Genomic DNA, 20,834 nt, shown 5'->3' with positions numbered 1-20,834 from the left:
TACCGATTGTGCAGATGCGACCTGTTGTAAGAGTAGAGTGGCGAGAAGTGTACTGCACAAGCTGACTGAGGTCGTTTTGATCAGTCTTTTTAATGACAAATAGCGTCTCTCCTTCGCAATCTTTTTTTATACAAACGGGATCGTATAAAATTCTAGCACTACTCCGGTAGGGTTCCTATTCAATTTTTCCTAAATTGTAGTAGATTAAGAGAATGAGCTAAATACACTGATGAACGGAGTTTGTTGAGCGTGCAAAGAGAAGCGCTGGGCAGCTATATATCGAACCTGCACATGCATATATCGGAGGCGGCATTCTTTACCTGCACCTCAAGCTGGTACCATATGGATGTGTTATCGGATTTCAATCGACTCTATTATTTTCTGGGGGATGGGGGACATGTTCGGATTGGCGACGAGGAGCTGTACCCGAAGCGCGGCCAGCTAGTCGTTCTGCCTGCCGGAACGATGCTGTCGGTACGTACGCTGGAAGATCGGGTGTTCAGTAAATTCTTTTGCCACTTCCATGCAAAAGCAGGCGATCGGGAGCTCTTTCAGCTGCTGGAGACGCCAAGCTGCGTCGATGTTCCGGACCAAGAGGCGACATCGGAGCGGTTCGGCGAGCTTGTGCGCCACTACCGGGAGACGGGGCTCACCTCGATGCTTCGGGCCAAACTGCTTCTGCAGGAGCTGCTATGCGAGTTTCTGGAGCAGGGAGACGAAGCGCGCCTGCGGCAATCGGAGGCTGGCGGGTCACTGGATAAAGTCAGTCAGGTGCTGGCCTATTTGGAGCATCATCTGGCCGATGATGTGCGGCTGGATCAGCTGGCGGAGCTTGTCCATTTTCACCCGAACTACTTCATACGCGTGTTTAAGTCGGTAACCGGCTGCTCTCCGATTCAATATTTGAACCAGCGACGGATGGAGAAAGCGAAGCAGTGGATGCAGTCGACGGACATGTCCGTCTCCGAAGCGGCAGAGCGGATTGGCAGCACGTTATATCAATTCTCCAAAATGTTCAAGCAGCACACAGGCGTCAGTCCAAGCGATTACCGTAAAGTCATTCGCGAGCAGCCCCAGCAGCAGCACCAGTAACAGCAGTAACAGAGCGTTAACGGAGCAGAAAAGCCCTCTACGATCGCCGAGTCGGCGACAGTGGAGGGCTTATTGTTGCTAGGAATAATCGCTCACTTCGCTGCCAACCTGATTCCAAGCGGTTCCGAACGGTCGATAGGTCCCGGACTTCGAGAGAGGCTGATGGCGCTTCGGCAAACGATAGGTCGCAGACTCGCACCGTACTAATTCTTTGCGCTCGCCGCAGACCATAATGCCCGTGTCGTTGAACAAGTTATCCGCAAGCTGGTATGCATCATCGGCCCGGTATGAAATGACGATGCCTCTGCGCTCCCTGCCGGACAGATTCACAGGCGAGCCGTGCAGCGTCAGGCAATGGTGAATGCTAATGCCTCCCGCCTTCGGCGTGATCTGCACGGTCTGATCCGCTGCATTCTCCCAATACTGCGTCTCCTGGCAGCCGGCGACAAAATAACCATCCATCGAGTGATCAAGCAGCCCGAGCTTGTGGCTTCCTTTGACCATTTGCATGCATCCGTTCTCCGGCGTCGCATCATCCAGCATAATCATGACCGACAGCAAATCCGTGTTCGTATGCGGGTAGAAAGCAAAATCCTGATGCCACGGGAATTCGCCAAGCCCCTTGGCAGGCGGCTTCGTAGCCAGCTTCGAATGCTGAATTTGAATGTCCGGCCCGAGCAGCGGGAGGATTTTGGATACGATGGCAGGATGTCTTGCCAAATCCAGCAGCGCCGGATGCATCGTCGTTAAGCCGAGCAGATGAACCGTTTCTTGCTTGTACATCGATTGCGAGCGATGGGATACAACGGCATCACTTGCACAAATCGTCCGGTAAAGCTCGACCTCTCCCGCCTTAAGCGCATCGTCGAACACCAGAAACCCATCCTCCCAATACTGCCGCACCTCTTCTTCAGTAAGTCCGTCACGCCATGCACTCATGTCCGCTGCACTCCTTCTCAATACTATTAAGTGGATGTATAATGAGCTTCGAATACAATAAATGTAAACGGAAAACGCGGGTCACAGCGATAATCAAACGGTTCTTTTGTAGCATCAAACGGTTATTTGGAGAGGCGGGCCGAGCATGCATTGCCAATTCGACTTTTTGTTCTATGCCACACATAAGCAGGGCACGTACGTGGACTTGCATAAGCATAATTGCTATGAGCTTGTTTATTATGTCAGCGGCACCGGCATGATGAATTTGAACGGCGAATGGTACCCGTACAGCGCCAATACGATTACGTTAACGAGACCGGATCATCTGCATGATGAGCGGCATGATACGGAGACGGAAGTCATTTTTATCGGATTTACGTATGATGATTACCCGATTCCGCTTGCCAACGGCATCTATATCGACGATGCGAATCAGACGCTGTTGACGCTGCTGCTGCAGATGAAGCATGAGATGTTGGAGAAGAAGCCGCTGTTCAGCGTGAAACTCGATGTTCTCACGCAGCTCGTTGTCATTGAATTGGAACGCACGGGCAAAAGAGTATCTGCGCTGCCGGACAGCGAGAAGCTGCTGCATGCCAGGCTGTACATCGACGAGAATTACAGCCAGAAGCTGAACATGCCGCAATTGGCGCAAATCTCCGGCTACAGCTATGATTACTTCCGGCATTTGTTCAAGCGCAATACAGGGCTCTCGCCGGTGCAATATTTGATCCAGCGGCGCGTCAATCAAGCGAAGCTGGAGCTCGCCAATACGGACAAGAAGCTGGCCGCAATCGCGATGGATTGCGGGTTCTCCACTACGTCGCAGTTCAGCAAATTATTCAGGGAGCTAACCGGCGAACAGCCTGTCGGTTATCGGAGACGGACGAAGAGCCTTGCCGCGCAAGAAGCCATCCGATGATAAAAAGCCCTCTATTCCGCCGATTAGCGAAACTGAGGGCTTCTTTCAATATGGAGAGCTAGATGCCCATCCGAGTCAGCGCACCTTCGAAGGACACATCGACAGTGTCGTCGCCGGTTACATAACGCCACAATTTGGCCCGCTGCATATGATCGAGGCGGTCTTCGTTGCCCTGCCAGCGCTGATACCCCTGCTGGATAATACGAGAGACTTCCGGATCGCGATAGCCTTCGAGATTGAACAGACCGCGCTGCTCTTGCCCCGGACGCAGGCGAAGCTTGAAGACGTAACGGGTCTTGTCCGTATAGTTCGGCTGCGCGCAGTGCCAGATGCCGTGATGGAGAATGGCGAGCGAACCGGCTTTGCCTGCGAGCTGCCGTTGACCGGTAATGTTTTTGTACCGGGCGAGACTGAAGGTGTTGATCTTGCGCAAATGGGAGCCGGGCAGAATTAGTGTCGGTCCCATCTCCGGCGGAGCATCATGGGAGAAATAGAACAACTGGATATCGAAGGCATGCGGGCGGACATCAATGATGGAATCGCCGTGCCAATCCTGCGCGATCGGGTAGTTTGCAGGAACGATGTGTTGAAAAGAGTGGTCATATACAGGCTCTAGTCCGACCAAGCTTTGAATAATTCCCTGTACCTCGGGCAGTTCGAAAACGCTGCGTATATGCTTGGATTCCTTCCAGAACATATGGCCCTGGCTGTGCTGGATTTGCTCCTTATAAACCAACTCGTTCAGATGCTGGGGAATGAAGGCATCCAGCAGCAGAAATCCGTCGGTGACGAACTTAGCCATTTGCGCGGCCGTGAGCAGATGCTTCGGTTCTGCCGGTGTCATGTTCAAGCTACTCATGTACGGGCACCTTCCTCTCAAGTACATATTCGTAAGGCAGATGGCCGGTGTCATGCTCCTGGCCTGCGGGATAGTGAGGCAGCGAAGGGACTTGAATGACATTCCAGCCATCTCTCATGGCGTGAAGAACGGATTTGTAAGGCGGTTCATTGGAGTCGCCGGTATTCATGGGCAGTGCATCCTCAGGCGCTGCGCCGTCGTACAGGGACCAAGCGATCGTGGGGGATTTTAAATCAGGCGTAGTCAAATTCAGAAACAAGATTTGCTGTCTCATGGCAACCAAAGGTGACGCCTCCTTCAATGGGATCGTGCTCTGATTTCATTGTATGGATTCGCGGGTGCGCTGAGGATATGCAGAATTAAGAACGATTTGTGCAATATTAATAAGGATTGGAAAAGATGCTTTTCAAATCAAGATAAATTGTTTAAAATAATATTGTATAAAATATAATCGAGGTGACGTGGCATGAACGTGTACGACTTCAAGGTGCAAACGGTCAGAGGCGAAGAGAAATCGTTGTCCGATTATCGCGGCCAGGTACTGCTTATCGTAAATACAGCGACCAAATGCGGGCTGGCGCCTCAGTTCAAAGAGCTGCAGCGTCTGCATGAAACGTATAAGGATGCGGGACTTACCGTGCTGGGTTTCCCATGCAATCAGTTCCAGAATCAAGAGCCGGTGAAGAACAGCGACATGGAAGAGACGTGCCAGATCAATTTTGGCGTCACGTTCCCGCTGCTTGGCAAAATCGATGTGAACGGGCCAAACGCCGACCCGTTATATAAGTACTTGAAGAAGGAAGCATCGGGTCTGTTCGGCTCGGGCATCAAGTGGAATTTCACGAAGTTTCTGGTGGATGCGGAAGGGCGCGTCGTGAAGCGGTACTCCCCGACGACCAAACCGCTGAAGTTTGAGGCGCATATTAAGAAGCTGCTGGAGCAGGCGAAGTCCAAAACGCTGGTTCACTAATACAACAGCAAAAAAGCGAGGGGCGTATTAACGCTCCTCGCTTTCGTTTTGTTCATCCACGATTCGATGACCGTGCGTATACACATTCATTTCGTTGCCACGAATGAACCCGACGCATGTAATGCCCAGGTCCTCCGCGAGCTTGAGCGCGAGGTCGGTCGGCGCCGACTTCGAGAGCAGAATGCCTACGCCGATTTTGGCCGCCTTCAATACGACCTCGGAGGAGAGTCGACCGCTGAAGGCGATGATTTTATCGGTAATCGCAATGCGCTGCTGCAAGGAAAAGCCGAACAGCTTATCGAGCGCATTGTGGCGGCCAATATCGGTCCGTACGGCAAGCAGCTCCGTGGCGGTGCAGAGTGCTGCATTGTGCACGCCGCCGGTCAGCTTGAACTCGCCGGAGCTATTTTGCAATAAGCGTATAAGTGCGCTGCACTGGACCGGCGAGATCGTCATGCGGCTCATCGACGTGCGTGCGGTACGGGCATCGTTATGAAAATAAAACTGGCGGCTCTTCCCGCAGCATGAGCCGATGAATCGTTTGGAGACCTCATCTTTACTTGTCGAGTGCTTGTTAAAGAGCTCGACGTAGACGAATCCGCGCTCCTCGTCAATACGAAGCGATTCGATCTCCGCCGCTTGCCTAATGACCCCTTCAGAGGCCAAGAAGCCGATGATCATTTCCTCCAGATCGGTAGGTGAACAGACGATGGTGGCGAATTCCTCGCCATCAAGCCGCACCGTCAGCGGATACTCCGTTGCGATGTCGTCCTCCTGCAGGGAGGCCGCACCGCCGCTGTATTTGCGAATGCGCCATTTGGCTGTTATGCTCGGCAGCATTTTTCATTCCTCCCTGTTGGTTTGTTCCGGCTCAAGACTAATCCTCGTCCGCTATTTCCTGATCCAGCTCCGCGATGCGTTTCTCCACGTACCTGGTGTCCTTCAGCGCATGATACGTTTCCGCTCGCTCCATCACGACTGCTGTATTGTACTCCGGTATCCCGGCAAAAGGTTCATACACCTTCTTCGGCAGCAGCGGGTTGCACTCCGGCCAATAGAGCTCAAGGTTGCCGGCAGCGATGTCGGCGAACTTCGCTCTGCCATGGAAGCTGCCGCAGCTGTTGTAGAGAACGACCGCCTCACCTTCCGTAATGCCATGTTTCGCCGCATCGTTCTTGCTCACCAGAACATCGTACCGATCTGCCGCGTTGAACGGATCTTTGTTGCTGTAGATCATGGAGTTGAACTGCTTGCCGCGGCGGGACGTGATATAGAAATGGCCTTCCGGCTTGCGGAGCTCCGGCAGTTCCACCGGGATGAGCTGTCCGCGGCCGTCCTTCGTCGGGCAAACGCCGTCCTCGCACAGCCAAGCGCCGCCCCACTGGAACACATCGCCTCTGTTCTTGAGGTGCTGAACGCCATCGTAATTCGGGGAGGCTTTGGCGATTTCCGCGCGCAGGGCATGCGCGTCCTTGAACTGCACAAGCGAAGCGCGCTTCGGATCTACGCGCGCGGCAAGATCGCAATAGATCTGCCACTCCGTGCGGGCTTCCTCGATGCGAGGACCCGCGATCTCCGGCGAGAAATACACCATCCGCTCCGTTGAGGTGGAGGTGCCGCCGCCAGGCTGCTCGTAGCGTGTCATCGCCGGAAGGACGATAACGGCTTCTTCCGCATCAGCCAGCGTGGAGGTGTTGAGCACGATATCCTGATGGACGCGGATTTGGATAGACTCCAAGCATTGGCGGACAAAATCCGGCTCCGGCATCGTCTCCAGGAAGTTGCCGCCGGACGTATAGAACAGCTTCAGCTTCCGCTCATGATCTTCGGGAAGCAGCGCATTCTCCAGCGTGACACCGACGATGTCGCCTTGCCACGCGGGCAGCTTAAAGCCCCAGACCTCCTCGACGCGAGGGATGTCCTGTCCTTTAAATTCGCCCCCCGGCAAGCTGAAGGGGTCGGCGCCCATCTCGCCGGAGCCCTGTACGCCGCTGTGTCCGCGGATCGGCATCAGGCCGCAATATTCGCGGCCCAGAAAACCGCGAAGCAGCGCAAGATTGGCCACCTGCGAAATGTTGTCCGTGCCGAAGCGGTGCTGCGTCAGTCCCATGCTCCAGACGAATACGCCGGACTTCGAGGCCGCCAGCAGCTCAGCGAATTCCTCCATCCGCTGACGCGAGATACCGGAGGAACGCTCCAGCTGCGCCCAGTCTTGGCTCTTGACGTGCTGCCGCAGCTCCTCGTAGCCGTTCACATGCTCGCGGACGAATTTGCGGTCGATGGCTGAGCCGGGCTTTTCCATCTCCATGGCGAACCAATGCTTCATCACGCCGTGCATGAAGGCGATATCGCCGCCGATGTTGACTTGATAGAAGTCGTCGGCCAGCTTGGTGCCAAACAGCGCAGATTCCGCAATGGAAGGGACCCAGTACCCGTCCATGGCTGGTTCGCGATAAGGATTAATGACGATAATCTTCGTTCCTTTGCGTTTGGCCGCGTACATATATTTGGTCGATACCGGCTGATTGTTAGCGGCAACGCTGCCCCAGAAGACGAGCACATCGGTGCCGATCCAATCCTTGTAGTTGCAGCTCGATGCGCCAATTCCCACGGAACGCTTCAGTGCCGTTTTGGAAGGGGAGTGGCAGATGCGCGAAGCATTGTCGATATTGTTCGTTCCCAGGAAACGCGCGACCTTGGCGGCAGCGTAGTAAGACTCGTTCGTAATGCCGCGAGCCGTTAAGTAGAATGCCAATTGCTTCGGATCGATTTGGCGGATTCGTTCCGCAATCATGTCGAGCGCGGCATCCCAGGACAAGCGGCTGAACTTGCGCTCGCCTTTGCGTCTGATGAGCGGATAAGGCAGCCGGCCCAGCTTGCGCAGCTCGGTGCTGTCCATTTTGCGCAGCTCGTCAATGTCGGCGTGCAGCACATTTGGCTTGATCGCCGGCATCGTGTTGAGCCGCAGAAGATTGAGTCTGGTCGTGCACACATGCGGACCGGCTAGGGTCTGATCGTAGAGACCGGAAACGCCCAGCGCGCAGCCGTCGCAGACGCCTTGGGTCAGGATCCGCATCGCATACGGCAGATTATCTCGGTTGTCGGCCATTACTTTGATTGTATCGCGAATATGCTTCGGTTTTACTTTGCCGAGTCCGAACGGGACTTTGCTTACCCATAGCTTCGGATCGGGTTTGCCCGGGAGCTTGATTGGCCCGGAATGTTTGGTATTACCCATTAGGGATGGCCTCCTTCTATAATGTTGGGGAATAAAAAAACCGCGCAGAGCCCGACATTTTCTTTTCCAAGAAAAATCGTCTCTTCGCGGTTAGTCTCTTGCAGGTTCGCTGCTAAGCGCCAACGCCTATCGTTAACGGCTGCTGCCGAATTTGCGTTCGATGTCTTGATCGAATACAAATACGGACATGCCGAAATCTTTGTCAATATCGATATCTACATATAACTCCAGAAACCGTGCGCCAAGCAGCTGCTCCATCTCCGTAGGGGGATGGTTGCGGTAAATGTCCTTTACCCACTGCGTTCTCGCTTCGCGCAGCATTTGTTTACCGTCGCTCGCCGAAGCAATAAACTTCTCGACCGGCGACAAATTGCCGTCCATCTCGCAAATGGCCCAATGCTTGCAGAAAGTCGTCGAGATGCGGCTCGGGCCTTTGCCCATATGCCGCTTGCGGAACGCTTTGACCAAATTGCTGAACTCCGCTTCCGTTTGATTCATAGTTATCCCTCTTTTATCCGCAAAATCGGTGGCAGGATCGCTGCTCCGTGCCGAGCGGAACCTGCTATCATCTTAGCAAGAAAGCGTACCCATGGCAATGACGATATGGCTTAGCATGCGTTTCGGAGGCAGTTATGGTACTCTTTTCTCATATAGACAGCCTTAAGGGGGAAAAGGATTCATGAATACATTGTCATACGGACTGCTTGGCATGCTGGCGCGCAAGCCGTGTACGGGGTATGAGCTGACAAAGATGCTCAAATTATTCTGGCAGGCCAAGCACAGCCAAATCTATCCGCTGTTAGCTATGCTGGAGCAGGAGAAGCTGGTAACCTGCGAGTTGATCGGGCAGACGGGGAAGCCGGACAAGAAGCTGTACACCATCACAGAGGATGGAGCTGCAGCGCTGCGGATCTGGATCGACGACGCACCGGCAGGGGAGAGCATCGAGCGCGACGAGTTTCTGTTGAAAGTCTATGCGATCGGCCTGGTGGAACCAGCCATTGCGCTTCGTTTGTTTCAAGAACGGACAGCGGCGCTCTTGGAGCGATTGCAGCGAGTGGAGGCGGAACTCGAGATCATGCAGGCTGACCCGACAATCGTGAAGGATTCAACGTCCAAACAATTCGGCCGTTACCTGCTATACCGCCGCAAAGTGGGTTTATTGAGGGAAGAGCTATCCTGGATCGAATGGGCGACTCCGCTTATTAATGTAAACGTGGAAGTGTGAGGGGGAGGGTTCATCGCCGACGGCACCCTCGCGGTGAGCTGAGAGTGCGAAAAAGGAACTCTTAGCGTCGAAACCACCCTGAAAACAGTCTGTGAGTGCCGAAATGGAACTCTCAGACTCCAAACTAACCAATCCTTCCCCTCACGGGGCGCCGAGAGTGCGGAAGTGGAACTTTCAGCGCCAAAACCACTCTGAAAAAAAGTCTGAGAGTGCCGAAATGGAACGCTCAGCCACCAAACTAACCAATCCTATTCCTCGCGTGGCGCTGAGTGTGCGGAAGTGGAACTTTCAGCGCCTGAAATAAGTCTGAGAGTAGCGAAATGGAACTCTCAGATGCCAAACTAACCAATCCTCCTCCTTGCGGGAAGGTGAGAGTAGGAAAACCCGACTCTCACCACCCAAACCACCACAAAAAAAGACTGAGCGACGGAAAATCCGACTCTCAGCCTCAACCAACCTATATCTCTACCCGATTACCGTAAGTTCCTTCGGGAACGTCGTCAGCACCAGGGCGCCGCCTTCCGTCACGAGGACGTCGTCCTCGATGCGGACGCCGCCGACGCCCGGCACGTAGATGCCCGGCTCGATCGTGAAGACCATGCCGCTGCGCAGCACGTCCTGGTTCTGCCCATGCACGGATGGATACTCGTGCACGTCCATCCCAAGCCCGTGGCCTAGCCGGTGCATGAAGTACGTCCCGTAGCCGGCCGACTCAATATGCTCGCGGGCAGCGCGGTCGAGACTCGCCAGCGTAGCACCGGGGCGCGTGGCTTCGATGCCGCGCAGGTTCGCCTCCAGCACCGTGTTATAGATCTTCGTTTGCTCCTCCGAGATGTCGCCAACCGCGAACGTCCGCGTAATGTCCGATGCATACCCATCCGCATAGACGCCAAGATCAAACAACAACAGCTCGCCCTCGCGCACCACGCGCGACCCGGGCACGCCATGCGGCAGAGCAGAGTTCTCGCCGGCCAGCACCATCGTCGAGAAGGAAGGACCGCTCGCGCCGAGCTTCTTCATCTGGTACTCCAGCTCGGCCACGAGCTCGATTTCGCTAACGCCCGGCTTCACTTGGGCAATACCCGCACGCAGCACGTCCTCAATAATGCGGACGGCATGCTTCATGCGCACGACTTCGTCCGGCGTCTTAATGACGCGCATTTCACGGAGCGGCTCGTCGATATCCGCGTAGACGCTCGCGCCAACGGCCCGACTGATCGCCTCGAAACGACTGACCGTCATATAGTCCTTCTCCAGCCCAAGCGACTGAACGCCCGCGGGCATAAGCTTAGTTAACACCTCATACGGATTGTCGGTGTCCGTATGCGTATGGATGCTCGTCACGGACGATGCGGCTTGCGCTGCTTCCAGATCAAGGGCCGGCACGATCAGCAGCGGCTCCGCCTGCCGAGGAATCAACAAGCCAAGAAACCGCTCATGCGGGTCAGTGGCAAAACCGGTCAAGTAATAGACATGCTTCGGCATGGTGATAAGTACGGCGTCAATGGCATGCTGATCCATGTAAGCAACCAGCTGCTCAATGCGGTTATTCATAGCATTAATCGTCCTTTCTTTATCTTCATCTTAATCATCTGTATCCTCATCTTTATCTGCATCTTCATCATTTTCTTCATCTTCTAAGGATAGTAGATGATCGCATCATACCGGACGATGTCTTCACCGGGATTATGGTACAAATGGGGCTGATCCGCCGCGTAGCGAACAGCGCTGCCGGGACCTACCGTATAGGAAGTGTTCTGGATCTCGACGATAAGCGTCCCGGTAGAGACAAGAATATATTCTTCCACGCCGGGGCTGTGCGCCTCGGATTCATGCGTGCATCCGGCATCCATTTCGACGGAGTAGACCTCGAACTTCTTCGTCGGCTCGAACGGAAACATCGGATAGACGCGATAGTGTCCGTCTGCTTCGAGCAGCGGGTCCAAGTCTTCTTTTGTAATGACGGCAACCTCAGAGGGAGGCTCCTCAATTAACGTGGTAAAAGAAAGCCGAAGCCCATTGGCAATCTTCCAAATAATCGAGATGGTCGGGCTCGTCTCCCCGCGTTCAATCTGTCCGAGCATCGCTTTGCTGACGCCGGTCAGCTCGGCGACCTTGTCCAGGCTGAGCCCTCTCGTTTGACGGATCATTTTCAAATTCCGCCCCAGTTTGATATGAATCTGCTCCATTACAAGCCTCCTGCTTCGCTCTCCTAATTAGCTTATTGTAGCCCAATCGTGCTTAAAAGTCGAAATCCATCTGTGCGCTATAGCATACAAAACTATTGTGCGTCATAACATACATATGTATAATATAAGCAAATGGATGCCAAAACCAATTGAGATGGGGATGCCGACTATGTCCAGTACATCATTGACCGCTTATTTGCAGCGCAACTTGGAAGAAATGAAGAAGAACGGCTTATTTAACGAGATTAACGTCCTGCAAGGCGGCAATGGTCCGCTTATTCATATTAACAACCGAGAACTGATCAATCTTTCCTCCAACAACTACTTGGGGCTGGCAGGCGATGAAAGGCTTATTCAAGCAGCAGAGCTTGCCCTTCGCAAATACGGCGTAGGCGCCGGTGCCGTGCGTACGATCAACGGAACGATGGACATTCACGAAGAATTAGAGACGAAATTAGCGCGTTTCAAACAAACGGAGGCCGCTATAGCGTACCAATCCGGTTTCAACTGTAATATGGCAGCGATTTCAGCGGTAATGGAGGCGGGGGATGCGATTCTCTCCGACGAACTCAACCATGCGTCTATTATTGACGGCTGCCGGTTGACCAAAGCGAAGGTTATCCGTTTTAAGCATTCCGATATGGAAGATCTGGAGAAGCAGGCGAAGGATGCAAGGGAGTCCGGTCAATATAACAAAATCATGGTGATCACAGACGGTGTGTTCTCGATGGACGGAGACATTGCGAAGCTTCCGGAAATTGTCGAGATTGCGGAACGCTATGACCTCATCACTTATGTCGATGACGCGCACGGCTCAGGCGTACTTGGCAAAGGGGCAGGTACGGTAAAACATTTCGGGTTGTCCGATCGGGTTGATTTTCAAATCGGTACGTTGTCCAAAGCGATCGGTGTCGTCGGCGGATACGTGGCCGGCAAACGCGAGTTGATTGAGTGGCTGAAAGTAAGAAGCCGTCCGTTCCTATTCTCAACTGCGACACCGCCTGCAATCGCCGCAGCATGCAGCGCCGCACTGGATATTTTATCCGACAGCGCGGAATTGCAGGAGAAGCTGTGGAGCAATGCCGCGTATTTCCGCAATGGCTTGCAGCAGCTCGGTTTCGATACCGGTCATACCGAAACGCCGATCATTCCGTGCATTATTGGAGACGAAGTGAAAACCCAGCAGTTCAGCAAGGCGCTGTTTGAAGCGGGTGTATATGCCAAAGCGATCGTATTCCCGACCGTTCCGAAAGGTGCGGGCCGAGTCCGCAACATGCCAACGGCAGCACATACGACCGAGATGCTCGATCTGGCGCTCGCCATCTATGAGAATGTGAAGAAGCAACTCGGCGTGTAGAGACAGCTCACCTTAAGATTCGGAGGCGAAACGGATATGAAGAAGATACTAGTAACCGGTTCATCGGGCCAAATCGGCAGTGAGCTTGTCGCCGCGCTGCGCGCCCGTTATGGAGAAGATCAAGTTATTGCAACCGATATTAAACCAAGCCAATCACCGACAGCAGCGGCCGGACCGTTCGAACTGCTCGATGTGAACAATCGCCAAGACTTCCTCGATATCGCGCGAAAATATAACATCGATACCGTGATCCATCTCGCCGCTCTTCTGTCGGCGACAGCGGAGGCAAACCCGCTGTTTGCCTGGGAGTTGAACATGGGCGGACTTTTGAATGCGCTTGAAGTAGCGCGCGAGCTGAAATGCCAATTCTTTACCCCCAGCTCGATCGGTGTATTTGGACCGGATTCGCCGAAGGATCTCACGCCGCAGCTGACCATTCAGCGTCCGATCACCATGTATGGCATTAACAAAGTAGCCGGCGAGCTGCTGTGCGACTATTATTATCGCAAATTCGGCGTCGATACGCGTGGACTGCGATTCCCAGGTTTGATTTCTTACCTAACGCCGCCGGGCGGCGGAACGACCGATTATGCGGTAGCGATGTTCTTCGAAGCGATCCGCTGCGGCGAATACAGCTCTTATATTGATAAGGGTACATTCATGGATATGATGTACATGCCTGATGCGATCGAAGCGATCATCCAGCTGATGGAGGCGGATTCCGCTAAGCTGATCCACCGTAACGCCTACAATGTTTCTGCGATGAGCATAGATCCGGAGCTGCTGGCTGCCGAAATCAGAAAGCTGCTGCCGTCGTTCAAGCTTACGTATCAGCTCGATCCGATAAGAGAGCAAATCGCCCAGAGCTGGCCGAATTCCCTCGATACGTCTGCAGCACGGAACGAGTGGGGCTTCAAGCCGCGCTATACGCTGGAGGCGATGGCACAAGATATGCTGTTCCAGATTGCCGCCCGCAATCCGGGATCAAGCAGTGATTCACCCCTAAGCAGCATTATGAAAGTTTCCTAAACGGATACGATTGCAGCCGCTATTTAAAAACGTTCCCAAACCGTTACGACAACGGCTAGGGAACGTTTTTTGTATCTTCACTTAGAAACCGAGACCGGATATCGCAAAATCGTCCGAAGCGACGCCTCCGCCGTCTTCCGGAAGTCAGACAAATAAATCTCATGATGCTTCCCGCTGATTGCAAGACCTTGCTCCTCTATGTATGCATACATAATCGCAAGGGTTTCCGGCTCTCTGCTGAACGGGCCGACATGAAGCATTTGCACGCATGTCCCTTCCGAGAGCTGGCCGAAGCTGACACGATCCACCGGCATATGAGGCTTCTTCTTCATCGCGGTTTGCAGTCCCTCTTCGGCAATAGCCGCCGTTACATAGTCCGGCTGACGAATGAGCAGCGACCACTGCCACAGCTCGCGCGGCGTTTCGAGCGGATCCAGACTCATGTCTTCCACCCACCACTGACCTTCCAGCTTAGCAACCGTAAAGTCTTGCTCCGCTTGCTTGCACAGCGCTTTAATGCTGTACGCCGCTGTATACATCGCTTCAATCGCAGCCTTAAAAGCGTCGCTCTCCGGGGAGCCGGAGCCGGTAATTTGCAAATAGGGCAGGTCCGGCAATGTAATCAGCTCGGGCTTCTTGCGCGCGCCATAATAGGTTTTGTCTGTTTTCGTTAAGTCGAGCTTATCCAATTGAAATGCCTCCCGGACTTCTTAGTGTGCTTGTCAAAGTCTCTCTAGTATACGTTACATTGCTGACAAAGGCAGTCAGTGAATTGGAATTTTTTAGTGTAAGCCGTGCGTAAGATAGCTGTAAGTGACAGCGTGGTATTATACATCTTGTTCCATACATAGTTGAGTTTTTCCAATAAACCATACAAGAGGTGAGTTAAAAATGAAATGGCTAGTACTCATCCACGTCATGTCAGCCATCATTGGGGTAGGCCCAACGTTCTTCATCCACACGCTATTTGGCAAGAAAGACAGTGTCGGCGAATTGCGAAGCGCGTTCAAGCTCGGCAGTAAATTGGAGCTGTTTCCGAAGATTGGCGGCTCGCTCGCCGTCATTACGGGTCTAATTCTCGTATTTGCGGACGGATGGGAGTTCGTCAGCTTCTGGATTCTGGCCTCGCTTGCGCTCTATATCGCGATTCAAGTGCTGGTAATCGGCTTTGCCGCGCCGGTAACGAAGCAGCTCGGCGTGGAGATCGAGAATTCGAAGTCGCTAAGCGCAGATCAAGTGGTTCCGGACAATCAGGTTCGATTGCTGAACAAAGCCAATAAGCTCTATTACGGAGCGACGGCGATGGGGACGCTGCTCTTTATTTTCATGGTGCTGAAGCCGTTTTATTAGAAAACGGCGGGGTTATCCGTTTTCGGTTTGTCTGAGCCTGAGCGGTTTCTTTAACGGTTGCCAGCGTGGCTATCTCCTGAAATAACCCCCTTATAAAAATCTAACGGTTGTGAGCATGCTTATTCGCTGCATAAAGGTTGATTTTCATCGAATAATGGCCCAATAAGTTCGCTCGCAACCGTAAGAAAATAAAAATGGACTTTTGGGGCCGTATAGCCGCTGGCACAACCGTTACAGGTTCTATGATGGCTTTCGTGTGATGACCTGATCGGTGCTCCAAACGCGGAGCGCCGATTATTTTTTTGTTGTATTTCAACCCTAAATCCGTCAAACTGTTGGCAATGGAAACTTACGGGAATGGGGCTCGACTAACGAATGAAGCAAGATCGCAAATGGATTTATTACCTCGGCCTGGTGCTGGTTGCCGCGATTTGGGGAGCTAATTTTGGCGTATCACGGAAAGCGATGGAGACCTTCGATCCGATTCTCTTCGCTTTTCTGCGTTTCTCCATCGCGACGCCGTTCTTCTTCCTCTTGCTTTACCTGAAGGAAGGCAGCGTTGGAGTACCGATCAAGGTGGCGTTGCAGCTGGCGGCCATCGGCTTGGTAGGCGTAACGGGGCTGGAAATTGCAGTGATGTATTCGATCAAATATACGACGCTCGCTAACGCCTCGCTGTTGAACGTGGCACCATGGCCGATTTTTGCGGCATTGCTTGGACCGTTGTTTATGCGGGAGCGGATGTCGGCTCGTCTGATCGTTGGCGGAGTTGCGGCCATGGCAGGAGTTTGCTTAGTTATTCTGGGCGGATCGGAGGGCTTTGACCTCTCCTCGAATAATATGGTCGGCAATATGCTTGCACTTGGGGTTAGCATCATCGGGGCTTTGTTCAACCTCGCATGTATGCCGCTGATGAGAACGTACTCGGCTTTGCGCGTCAGCACCTGGTACATCGCCTTCGGCATGCTGTTTATGTTCCCGTTCACGTTAGGTTCGTGGAGCAAAGTGGAATGGAGCTCGTTAACGTCAAGCTCGTATACGGCTATCGCCTATAATGTACTGATTTGCACATTATTCTCGTTCGTGGTGTGGAATGCGAGCATGTTCAAGATCGGCGCAACGCGTGCGAATTTCTTCCGGTATGTCGTGCCGGCGGCAGCGGTTGCGGCCGGGTATTTCTTCTTCAGCGAGCAAATCAGCGGCTGGCAGTTCGGAGGTACGGTGTTCATGGTTGCGGGGCTGGTGTGGATTAGCTTGGAGAAGAGAGCGAACGCGGTCCCGGTCGGTTAAAATAGCTCTTAAAAATTGGACGACCCCCGCTTCATATAGAAGCGAGGGTCTTTTTTTGGTTTGAAGAGACGTACAACGCGCCATGTGCGGCGTCATTCGTTCCTTCTTGTATGTTCACTATGTGCAGGCGTCGTAACTTGCGCCGCAAAATATGATAAGCGTAACCGCTAATGTCTTCCTACTTTCAATTAAAAAACTTGCACGAAAGCAACGAAAGCCCTAACCTCTCTAACGTCCTTGCGGTTCCTCGACCGCGCCAGTGTGAATCCGTGTTCCTTAAAGCAGCCGTGAATAAAAGGAATTTGAATGTGGTGATCTGAAGGGTAATCACAACGAATACGAGGAAAAAACCAGAGGTTACACTTGATACAACTCCTGATTATACACACAAGCGGACTGGAAATCAAGTTCCATTCATTTCTTTTCTTTGGAAACTTCAACGATATGACATTTGTCATGCGAAACAGATTACATTCATGCATGTCGGATGCAGAAGCAATTCGGTACACTAAGGACATCAAAGAAAGCGAATCGAGGAGTGAGTGATCATGAAAGCTGCAATACAGCTAACCGGAGTCAGCAAGGTGTATAAAGATAAAACGGCCGTCAACGATTTGACGTTATCCATCGCGGAGGGAACCGTCGTGGCGTTGCTCGGTCCGAACGGTGCGGGCAAAACCACAACCGTATCCATGATACTCGGCATGCACAAGCCGACGAAAGGCACGGTGAAGCTGCTTGGCGGCGATCCCCGCGATCAGCAGGTGAGGGACCGAATCGGCGCGATGCTGCAGGATGTCAGCGTAATCGACGGCCTAAAGGTAGGCGAGAGCATTGAATTGTTCCGCAGCTACTATAAGAAGCCGCTGCCGCTCGATTACCTATTGAAGGTCTCCAACCTGGTAGAAGAGAAGAATAAATTCGCAACCGCGCTGTCGGGCGGGCAGCAGAGAAGGCTTGGATTCGCGCTGGCGCTTGCCGGCGATCCGGATGTTATTTTTCTCGATGAACCGACTGTGGGAATGGATGTCACTTCGCGCCAGCTGTTCTGGGATACGGTCAAAGCGATGGCAGGGAAGGGAAAAACGATTGTATTGACCACGCACTATCTGGACGAAGCCGACAGTGTTGCAGACCGCATTATCGTAATTAATAACGGGAAACTAATCGCCGATGGTACGCCAAGCGAGATTAAAGCCGAGACGACGGGACGTGTGATCTCTTTCATCGCAGGCGACAGCGTAACAACCGAATCCTTGCTTGCGCTTCCGGATGTGACGGATGTGGAATGGAGCGGTCGAAAAGTGAAGCTGTACAGCTCCGACACGGACCGGCTTATTATAGCGTTGGTTGAGAAACGTTTTGATATGCGCGACATTGAAATTCAAACCGGCGGGCTCGAAGATGCGTTCCAAGCGCTTGTACAACAGACGTCGAATTAACGAAATAACACCTGAAGGATCAGGATAAACTAATGGGAGTGAATGATAATGAATGGAACGATGATTAAGGCGACCCTTGCCCAGTGTAAGGCGGAGCTGCTGCGTACGGTTCGCAATAAACGGTTTTTTATTTTCTCCATCGTCATGCCGATTATTTTCTATTTCCTGTTCTCCAACATCGTTGGCGACAATAAGGTTGTCGGCGGCGTGGACTGGTCAGCCTATTATCTCATGTCGATGACTTGCTATGGCATCATCGGAGCCAGCTTCTCGACCTACAGCATCCGATTGGCACGTGAGCGCTCGCAGGGTTGGATCCGCATGTTGCGCATTACGCCGCTGCCGTCATGGGCCTATATCGTATCGAAAATCGCATCACAAGCCATTATCAATCTCTTCATCGTCGTGATGATGTTCCTGATTGGCGGTATTACGAAAGGTATCGACTTGCCTGCTTCGACCTGGATCGCCAGCGGAGCATGGATCTGGCTTGGCGGGATGTCGTTTATGACGCTTGGCACCTTGTTCGGCACGATGCGCAATCCGGATGCCGTACAGGTATTGAGCACGGTTGCTTATATGGGTTTATCCGTTGTGGGCGGTCTGTGGATGCCGTATGAAACGATGTCTTCCACGATGCAGAAGGTTGCCGAGGTAACACCGACGTACCGATTGGGGCAGGGAGCTTGGAACATTATCGGCGGCCAAGGCTTGGATTGGTCGGGAATCGGCATCTTAGCGATTTACGTAGTCGTTCTGATGGTGGTATCATCGTGGATAATGAAAAAGCAGGAAGCGGTGTAACTGCATGCCCAAAATGATGAGGCGGCCTCCCGTAGGTCCGCCTGTCTTGTTCGCCATGATATGGTTAGTTTATCTTGTGTTTCCGCTTTATCATTTATTCAATCAGACGCCGGCCAGAGCCGCGATGGGATTGACGGCGGTTGTTGTCTTTATCGCGATTTACATTTACAGCTACTGTTACGAGCGGGGGCGTCTCTTGTGCATACTGGGGATGCTTCTTATCATTGGTGTGTTCTGTTTCAGCGATGAGGCTTCCCTGTACATGGCATTCTACCCGGCACCAATTATCGGCATGCTGACAAGCCGCAAGCAGCTGACCATTGCGTTTGGCGGACTCGTGGCCTTGTTTGCGTCGACTATGTGGTATTGGAAGCTGTATGACGACACCGATGCGCTGCTGCAGTTTCTTCCGGCGATGATTGTCATCATTGTTATTCCGTTTGCTCTGGTATTTGGCCGAAGGTCAAGAGAGCTGCGCCAGAAACTGATCCTTGCGAACGAAGAAATTTCGCGGTTGTCCAAGAATGAAGAGCGTCAGCGTATTTCGCGGGATCTCCATGATACGCTTGGACACACCCTCTCGCTGATTACGCTGAAGAGTGAGCTAGCGGAGAAGCTGATTCTTAAGCAACCTGAGCGAGCTGTGCAGGAAGTGCGAGATATTCAAGCAACCTCGCGTGCGGCGCTTCGTCAGGTGCGGGAGCTGGTATCGGGGATGAACGCCGTCAAGCTGCGCGACGAGGTCGATCAGGCGAAGAAGATCTTAGCAGCGGCGGGAATCGTGCTGGAGCGGAAGGGGAGCGACTTTGATCGGGAGCTGCCGTCGCCGCTGCTCGATAATATTCTGGGGATGTGCCTGCGGGAATCGGTGACGAACATCGTCAAGCACAGTCGCGCGCGGGTATGTACCGTTCGGCTGGAAGGGGAGCCGGGCAAGCTGAAGCTGATTGTGGCGGACGATGGAATCGGAGTCAGCAAGAGCAGTGAAGCCGCAGAATCCCGGCCGTTCGAAACAGGCGGCGGACTGGCAGGCGGCAATGGTTTGCGCGGGATGCGAGAGCGGCTCAAACTAATCGACGGCGATCTGGCCTTGGAGTCGGTAGGCAGAGGCACGATGCTGACGTTTACGGTTCCGCTGGTAGAGAAGTCACCGGCGAAAGAAGGAGGAAGATAAGCTGTGAAGATCGTAGTGGCGGAAGATCAAGGTATGCTTCGCGGCGCGCTGAGCGCTTTGCTGGATTTAGAAGACGATTTCGAAGTCATCGGCCAGGCGGAGAATGGCAAACAAGCGCTGGATATGATCTGCGCGCTGTCTCCCGATCTCTGCGTCATGGACATCGAGATGCCGGAGATGAGCGGCCTGGATGTAGCCGAGAAGCTGAAGGAGCTGCGCCATCCGTGCCGGGTAGTCATCTTGACGACGTTCTCCCGCTCGGGGTATTTCCAACGGGCGATGAAGGCCGGAGCGCGCGGATTTCTGCTCAAGGATTCTCCGATCGACGAGCTTGGCGCAGCCCTGCGCACCGTGTCGCAAGGCGGCCGCGCAGTTAGTCCGGAGTTGGCGCTATCGTTCTGGGAGACGGAGAATCCGCTCACGGAGCGGGAGCAGGAGGTGCTGCGGCTTGCGGCTGCAGGCCTGACTGCCAGCGACATCGCGGGGCAGCTGTTCCTCTCCGCGGGCACGATTCGGAATTACTTGTCCGAAGCGATCCAGAAGCTTGAAGCGAAGAACCGCATCGATGCGATTGGAATCGCGGAGAAGAATGGGTGGATCTAGGAATCGCTCAACGCTAAAGTAGATCTCTAGGTGATCTACTTTTTCTTATATCCTCGATTTCCCGCTTAAGTAGATCTCTAGGTGATCTACTTTTTCTTATATCCCCAATTTCCCGCTTAAGTAGATCTCTAGGTGATCTACTTTCTCTCATATCCCCAATTTCCCGCTGATGTGGATGCCTACGTAAGCTGCTTCATAGCTGTTGAGCAGAACGCATTACCTCTCATAGACACCAAACCAGCATTGTACGCAGTAGAGCGGAATCAGATACCTCTCATAAGCACCAAACCACCATTGCACGCAGAAGAGCGGAATCCATTACCTCTCATAAGCACCAAACCACCATTA

21 protein-coding genes are annotated in these 20,834 nt (G+C 53.2%); 12 read left to right on the top strand and 9 right to left on the bottom strand.

Annotation, left to right across the window (positions count from 1 at the left end):
* The first annotated feature begins 249 nt into the window (after positions 1 to 249).
* Positions 250 to 1,092 (top strand): helix-turn-helix domain-containing protein, encoded by an 843-nt coding sequence (locus tag BM412_RS24925; protein ID WP_091224296.1) that lies wholly within the window; start codon positions 250 to 252, stop codon positions 1,090 to 1,092.
* Positions 1,093 to 1,170: 78 nt separating this feature from the next.
* On the opposite strand, the gene BM412_RS24920 is transcribed toward BM412_RS24925, so the two are convergent.
* Positions 1,171 to 2,031 (bottom strand): phytanoyl-CoA dioxygenase family protein, encoded by an 861-nt coding sequence (locus BM412_RS24920; RefSeq protein WP_091224294.1) that lies wholly within the window; start codon positions 2,029 to 2,031, stop codon positions 1,171 to 1,173.
* Between the two features lie 145 nt (positions 2,032 to 2,176).
* On the opposite strand from BM412_RS24920, the gene BM412_RS24915 reads away from it, so the two are divergent.
* Positions 2,177 to 2,953: a helix-turn-helix transcriptional regulator gene (locus BM412_RS24915; RefSeq protein WP_091224292.1), complete on the top strand. Its 777-nt coding sequence runs from the start codon at positions 2,177 to 2,179 to the stop codon at positions 2,951 to 2,953.
* Between the two features lie 58 nt (positions 2,954 to 3,011).
* Here BM412_RS24915 and BM412_RS24910 read toward each other — a convergent pair whose 3' ends face one another.
* Both BM412_RS24910 and BM412_RS31965 read right to left on the bottom strand, forming a co-directional pair.
* A complete protein-coding gene (locus BM412_RS24910) occupies positions 3,012 to 3,812 on the bottom strand; it encodes a phytanoyl-CoA dioxygenase family protein (RefSeq protein WP_177246075.1) in 801 nt (266 codons plus the stop codon).
* Positions 3,805 to 4,095, bottom strand: coding sequence for a hypothetical protein (locus BM412_RS31965; protein WP_143111697.1), 291 nt, complete (start codon positions 4,093 to 4,095; stop codon positions 3,805 to 3,807). The genes BM412_RS24910 and BM412_RS31965 overlap by 8 nt, the downstream gene beginning before the upstream one ends.
* A 183-nt stretch (positions 4,096 to 4,278) precedes the next feature.
* Between BM412_RS31965 and BM412_RS24905 the strand changes: the two genes are divergently transcribed.
* Positions 4,279 to 4,782: a glutathione peroxidase gene (locus BM412_RS24905; protein WP_091224288.1), complete on the top strand. Its 504-nt coding sequence runs from the start codon at positions 4,279 to 4,281 to the stop codon at positions 4,780 to 4,782.
* Between the two features lie 27 nt (positions 4,783 to 4,809).
* On the opposite strand, the gene fdhD is transcribed toward BM412_RS24905, so the two are convergent.
* From fdhD to BM412_RS24890, 3 genes are all read right to left on the bottom strand, one after another.
* Positions 4,810 to 5,622: a formate dehydrogenase accessory sulfurtransferase FdhD gene (gene fdhD / locus BM412_RS24900; protein WP_091224286.1), complete on the bottom strand. Its 813-nt coding sequence runs from the start codon at positions 5,620 to 5,622 to the stop codon at positions 4,810 to 4,812.
* Positions 5,623 to 5,659: 37 nt separating this feature from the next.
* On the bottom strand, positions 5,660 to 8,020 hold the full coding sequence (locus BM412_RS24895) for an FdhF/YdeP family oxidoreductase (protein WP_091224284.1): 2,361 nt from the start codon (positions 8,018 to 8,020) through the stop codon (positions 5,660 to 5,662).
* Positions 8,021 to 8,152: 132 nt separating this feature from the next.
* Positions 8,153 to 8,518 carry a Na-translocating system protein MpsC family protein gene (locus tag BM412_RS24890; RefSeq protein WP_091224282.1) on the bottom strand — a complete coding sequence of 122 codons (366 nt, stop codon included), beginning with the start codon at positions 8,516 to 8,518 and terminating at the stop codon, positions 8,153 to 8,155.
* Between the two features lie 181 nt (positions 8,519 to 8,699).
* Between BM412_RS24890 and BM412_RS24885 the strand changes: the two genes are divergently transcribed.
* A complete protein-coding gene (locus tag BM412_RS24885) occupies positions 8,700 to 9,248 on the top strand; it encodes a PadR family transcriptional regulator (RefSeq protein ID WP_091224281.1) in 549 nt (182 codons plus the stop codon).
* A gap of 465 nt (positions 9,249 to 9,713) precedes the next feature.
* Here BM412_RS24885 and BM412_RS24880 read toward each other — a convergent pair whose 3' ends face one another.
* The gene (locus BM412_RS24880) at positions 9,714 to 10,802 is read right to left on the bottom strand and encodes a M24 family metallopeptidase (protein WP_091224279.1); all 1,089 of its coding nucleotides are present in this window, start codon (positions 10,800 to 10,802) and stop codon (positions 9,714 to 9,716) included.
* Positions 10,803 to 10,885: 83 nt separating this feature from the next.
* On the bottom strand, positions 10,886 to 11,437 hold the full coding sequence (locus tag BM412_RS24875; protein WP_091224277.1) for a helix-turn-helix domain-containing protein: 552 nt from the start codon (positions 11,435 to 11,437) through the stop codon (positions 10,886 to 10,888).
* A gap of 169 nt (positions 11,438 to 11,606) precedes the next feature.
* On the opposite strand from BM412_RS24875, the gene BM412_RS24870 reads away from it, so the two are divergent.
* A complete protein-coding gene (locus BM412_RS24870) occupies positions 11,607 to 12,794 on the top strand; it encodes a glycine C-acetyltransferase (protein ID WP_091224275.1) in 1,188 nt (395 codons plus the stop codon).
* 36 nt (positions 12,795 to 12,830) lie between these two features.
* Positions 12,831 to 13,823 (top strand): NAD-dependent epimerase/dehydratase family protein, encoded by a 993-nt coding sequence (locus BM412_RS24865; RefSeq protein ID WP_091224273.1) that lies wholly within the window; start codon positions 12,831 to 12,833, stop codon positions 13,821 to 13,823.
* Between the two features lie 77 nt (positions 13,824 to 13,900).
* On the opposite strand, the gene BM412_RS24860 is transcribed toward BM412_RS24865, so the two are convergent.
* Positions 13,901 to 14,512, bottom strand: coding sequence for a GyrI-like domain-containing protein (locus BM412_RS24860; RefSeq protein ID WP_091224271.1), 612 nt, complete (start codon positions 14,510 to 14,512; stop codon positions 13,901 to 13,903).
* 202 nt (positions 14,513 to 14,714) lie between these two features.
* Here BM412_RS24860 and BM412_RS24855 point away from each other — a divergent pair, with 202 nt between their 5' ends.
* From BM412_RS24855 to BM412_RS24830, 6 genes are all read left to right on the top strand, one after another.
* The gene (locus BM412_RS24855) at positions 14,715 to 15,173 is read left to right on the top strand and encodes a DUF2269 family protein (protein ID WP_091224269.1); all 459 of its coding nucleotides are present in this window, start codon (positions 14,715 to 14,717) and stop codon (positions 15,171 to 15,173) included.
* A gap of 375 nt (positions 15,174 to 15,548) precedes the next feature.
* The gene (locus tag BM412_RS24850) at positions 15,549 to 16,463 is read left to right on the top strand and encodes a DMT family transporter (protein WP_091224267.1); all 915 of its coding nucleotides are present in this window, start codon (positions 15,549 to 15,551) and stop codon (positions 16,461 to 16,463) included.
* A 548-nt stretch (positions 16,464 to 17,011) separates the two neighbouring features.
* On the top strand, positions 17,012 to 17,905 hold the full coding sequence (locus tag BM412_RS24845) for an ABC transporter ATP-binding protein (RefSeq protein ID WP_091224265.1): 894 nt from the start codon (positions 17,012 to 17,014) through the stop codon (positions 17,903 to 17,905).
* Between the two features lie 48 nt (positions 17,906 to 17,953).
* A complete protein-coding gene (locus BM412_RS24840; protein WP_091224263.1) occupies positions 17,954 to 18,709 on the top strand; it encodes an ABC transporter permease in 756 nt (251 codons plus the stop codon).
* Between the two features lie 4 nt (positions 18,710 to 18,713).
* Positions 18,714 to 19,883, top strand: coding sequence for a sensor histidine kinase (locus BM412_RS24835; protein WP_091224261.1), 1,170 nt, complete (start codon positions 18,714 to 18,716; stop codon positions 19,881 to 19,883).
* Positions 19,884 to 19,886: 3 nt separating this feature from the next.
* The gene (locus BM412_RS24830) at positions 19,887 to 20,486 is read left to right on the top strand and encodes a response regulator transcription factor (RefSeq protein WP_091224259.1); all 600 of its coding nucleotides are present in this window, start codon (positions 19,887 to 19,889) and stop codon (positions 20,484 to 20,486) included.
* Positions 20,487 to 20,834: the final 348 nt, after the last annotated feature.

Source organism: Paenibacillus sp. BC26 (assembly GCF_900116125.1).
GTDB lineage: Bacteria > Bacillota > Bacilli > Paenibacillales > Paenibacillaceae > Paenibacillus_Z > Paenibacillus_Z lignilyticus.
The sequence above is the reverse complement of the archived record's forward strand: the minus strand, read 5'-3'. Positions and strand labels throughout refer to the sequence as shown.

Bases quoted from the DNA above. Each gene is read 5' to 3' on its own strand.
- BM412_RS24920 (WP_091224294.1), bottom strand. From the start codon at position 2,031: ATGAGTGCATGGCGTGACGGACTTACTGAAGAAGAGGTGCGGCAGTAT.
- BM412_RS24915 (WP_091224292.1), top strand. From the start codon at position 2,177: ATGCATTGCCAATTCGACTTTTTGTTCTATGCCACACATAAGCAGGGC.
- BM412_RS24910 (WP_177246075.1), bottom strand. From the start codon at position 3,812: ATGAGTAGCTTGAACATGACACCGGCAGAACCGAAGCATCTGCTCACG.
- BM412_RS24905 (WP_091224288.1), top strand. From the start codon at position 4,279: ATGAACGTGTACGACTTCAAGGTGCAAACGGTCAGAGGCGAAGAGAAA.
- fdhD (WP_091224286.1), bottom strand. From the start codon at position 5,622: ATGCTGCCGAGCATAACAGCCAAATGGCGCATTCGCAAATACAGCGGC.
- BM412_RS24895 (WP_091224284.1), bottom strand. From the start codon at position 8,020: ATGGGTAATACCAAACATTCCGGGCCAATCAAGCTCCCGGGCAAACCC.
- BM412_RS24890 (WP_091224282.1), bottom strand. From the start codon at position 8,518: ATGAATCAAACGGAAGCGGAGTTCAGCAATTTGGTCAAAGCGTTCCGC.
- BM412_RS24885 (WP_091224281.1), top strand. From the start codon at position 8,700: ATGAATACATTGTCATACGGACTGCTTGGCATGCTGGCGCGCAAGCCG.
- BM412_RS24880 (WP_091224279.1), bottom strand. From the start codon at position 10,802: ATGAATAACCGCATTGAGCAGCTGGTTGCTTACATGGATCAGCATGCC.
- BM412_RS24875 (WP_091224277.1), bottom strand. From the start codon at position 11,437: ATGGAGCAGATTCATATCAAACTGGGGCGGAATTTGAAAATGATCCGT.
- BM412_RS24870 (WP_091224275.1), top strand. From the start codon at position 11,607: ATGTCCAGTACATCATTGACCGCTTATTTGCAGCGCAACTTGGAAGAA.
- BM412_RS24865 (WP_091224273.1), top strand. From the start codon at position 12,831: ATGAAGAAGATACTAGTAACCGGTTCATCGGGCCAAATCGGCAGTGAG.
- BM412_RS24855 (WP_091224269.1), top strand. From the start codon at position 14,715: ATGAAATGGCTAGTACTCATCCACGTCATGTCAGCCATCATTGGGGTA.
- BM412_RS24850 (WP_091224267.1), top strand. From the start codon at position 15,549: ATGAAGCAAGATCGCAAATGGATTTATTACCTCGGCCTGGTGCTGGTT.
- BM412_RS24845 (WP_091224265.1), top strand. From the start codon at position 17,012: ATGAAAGCTGCAATACAGCTAACCGGAGTCAGCAAGGTGTATAAAGAT.
- BM412_RS24840 (WP_091224263.1), top strand. From the start codon at position 17,954: ATGAATGGAACGATGATTAAGGCGACCCTTGCCCAGTGTAAGGCGGAG.
- BM412_RS24835 (WP_091224261.1), top strand. From the start codon at position 18,714: ATGCCCAAAATGATGAGGCGGCCTCCCGTAGGTCCGCCTGTCTTGTTC.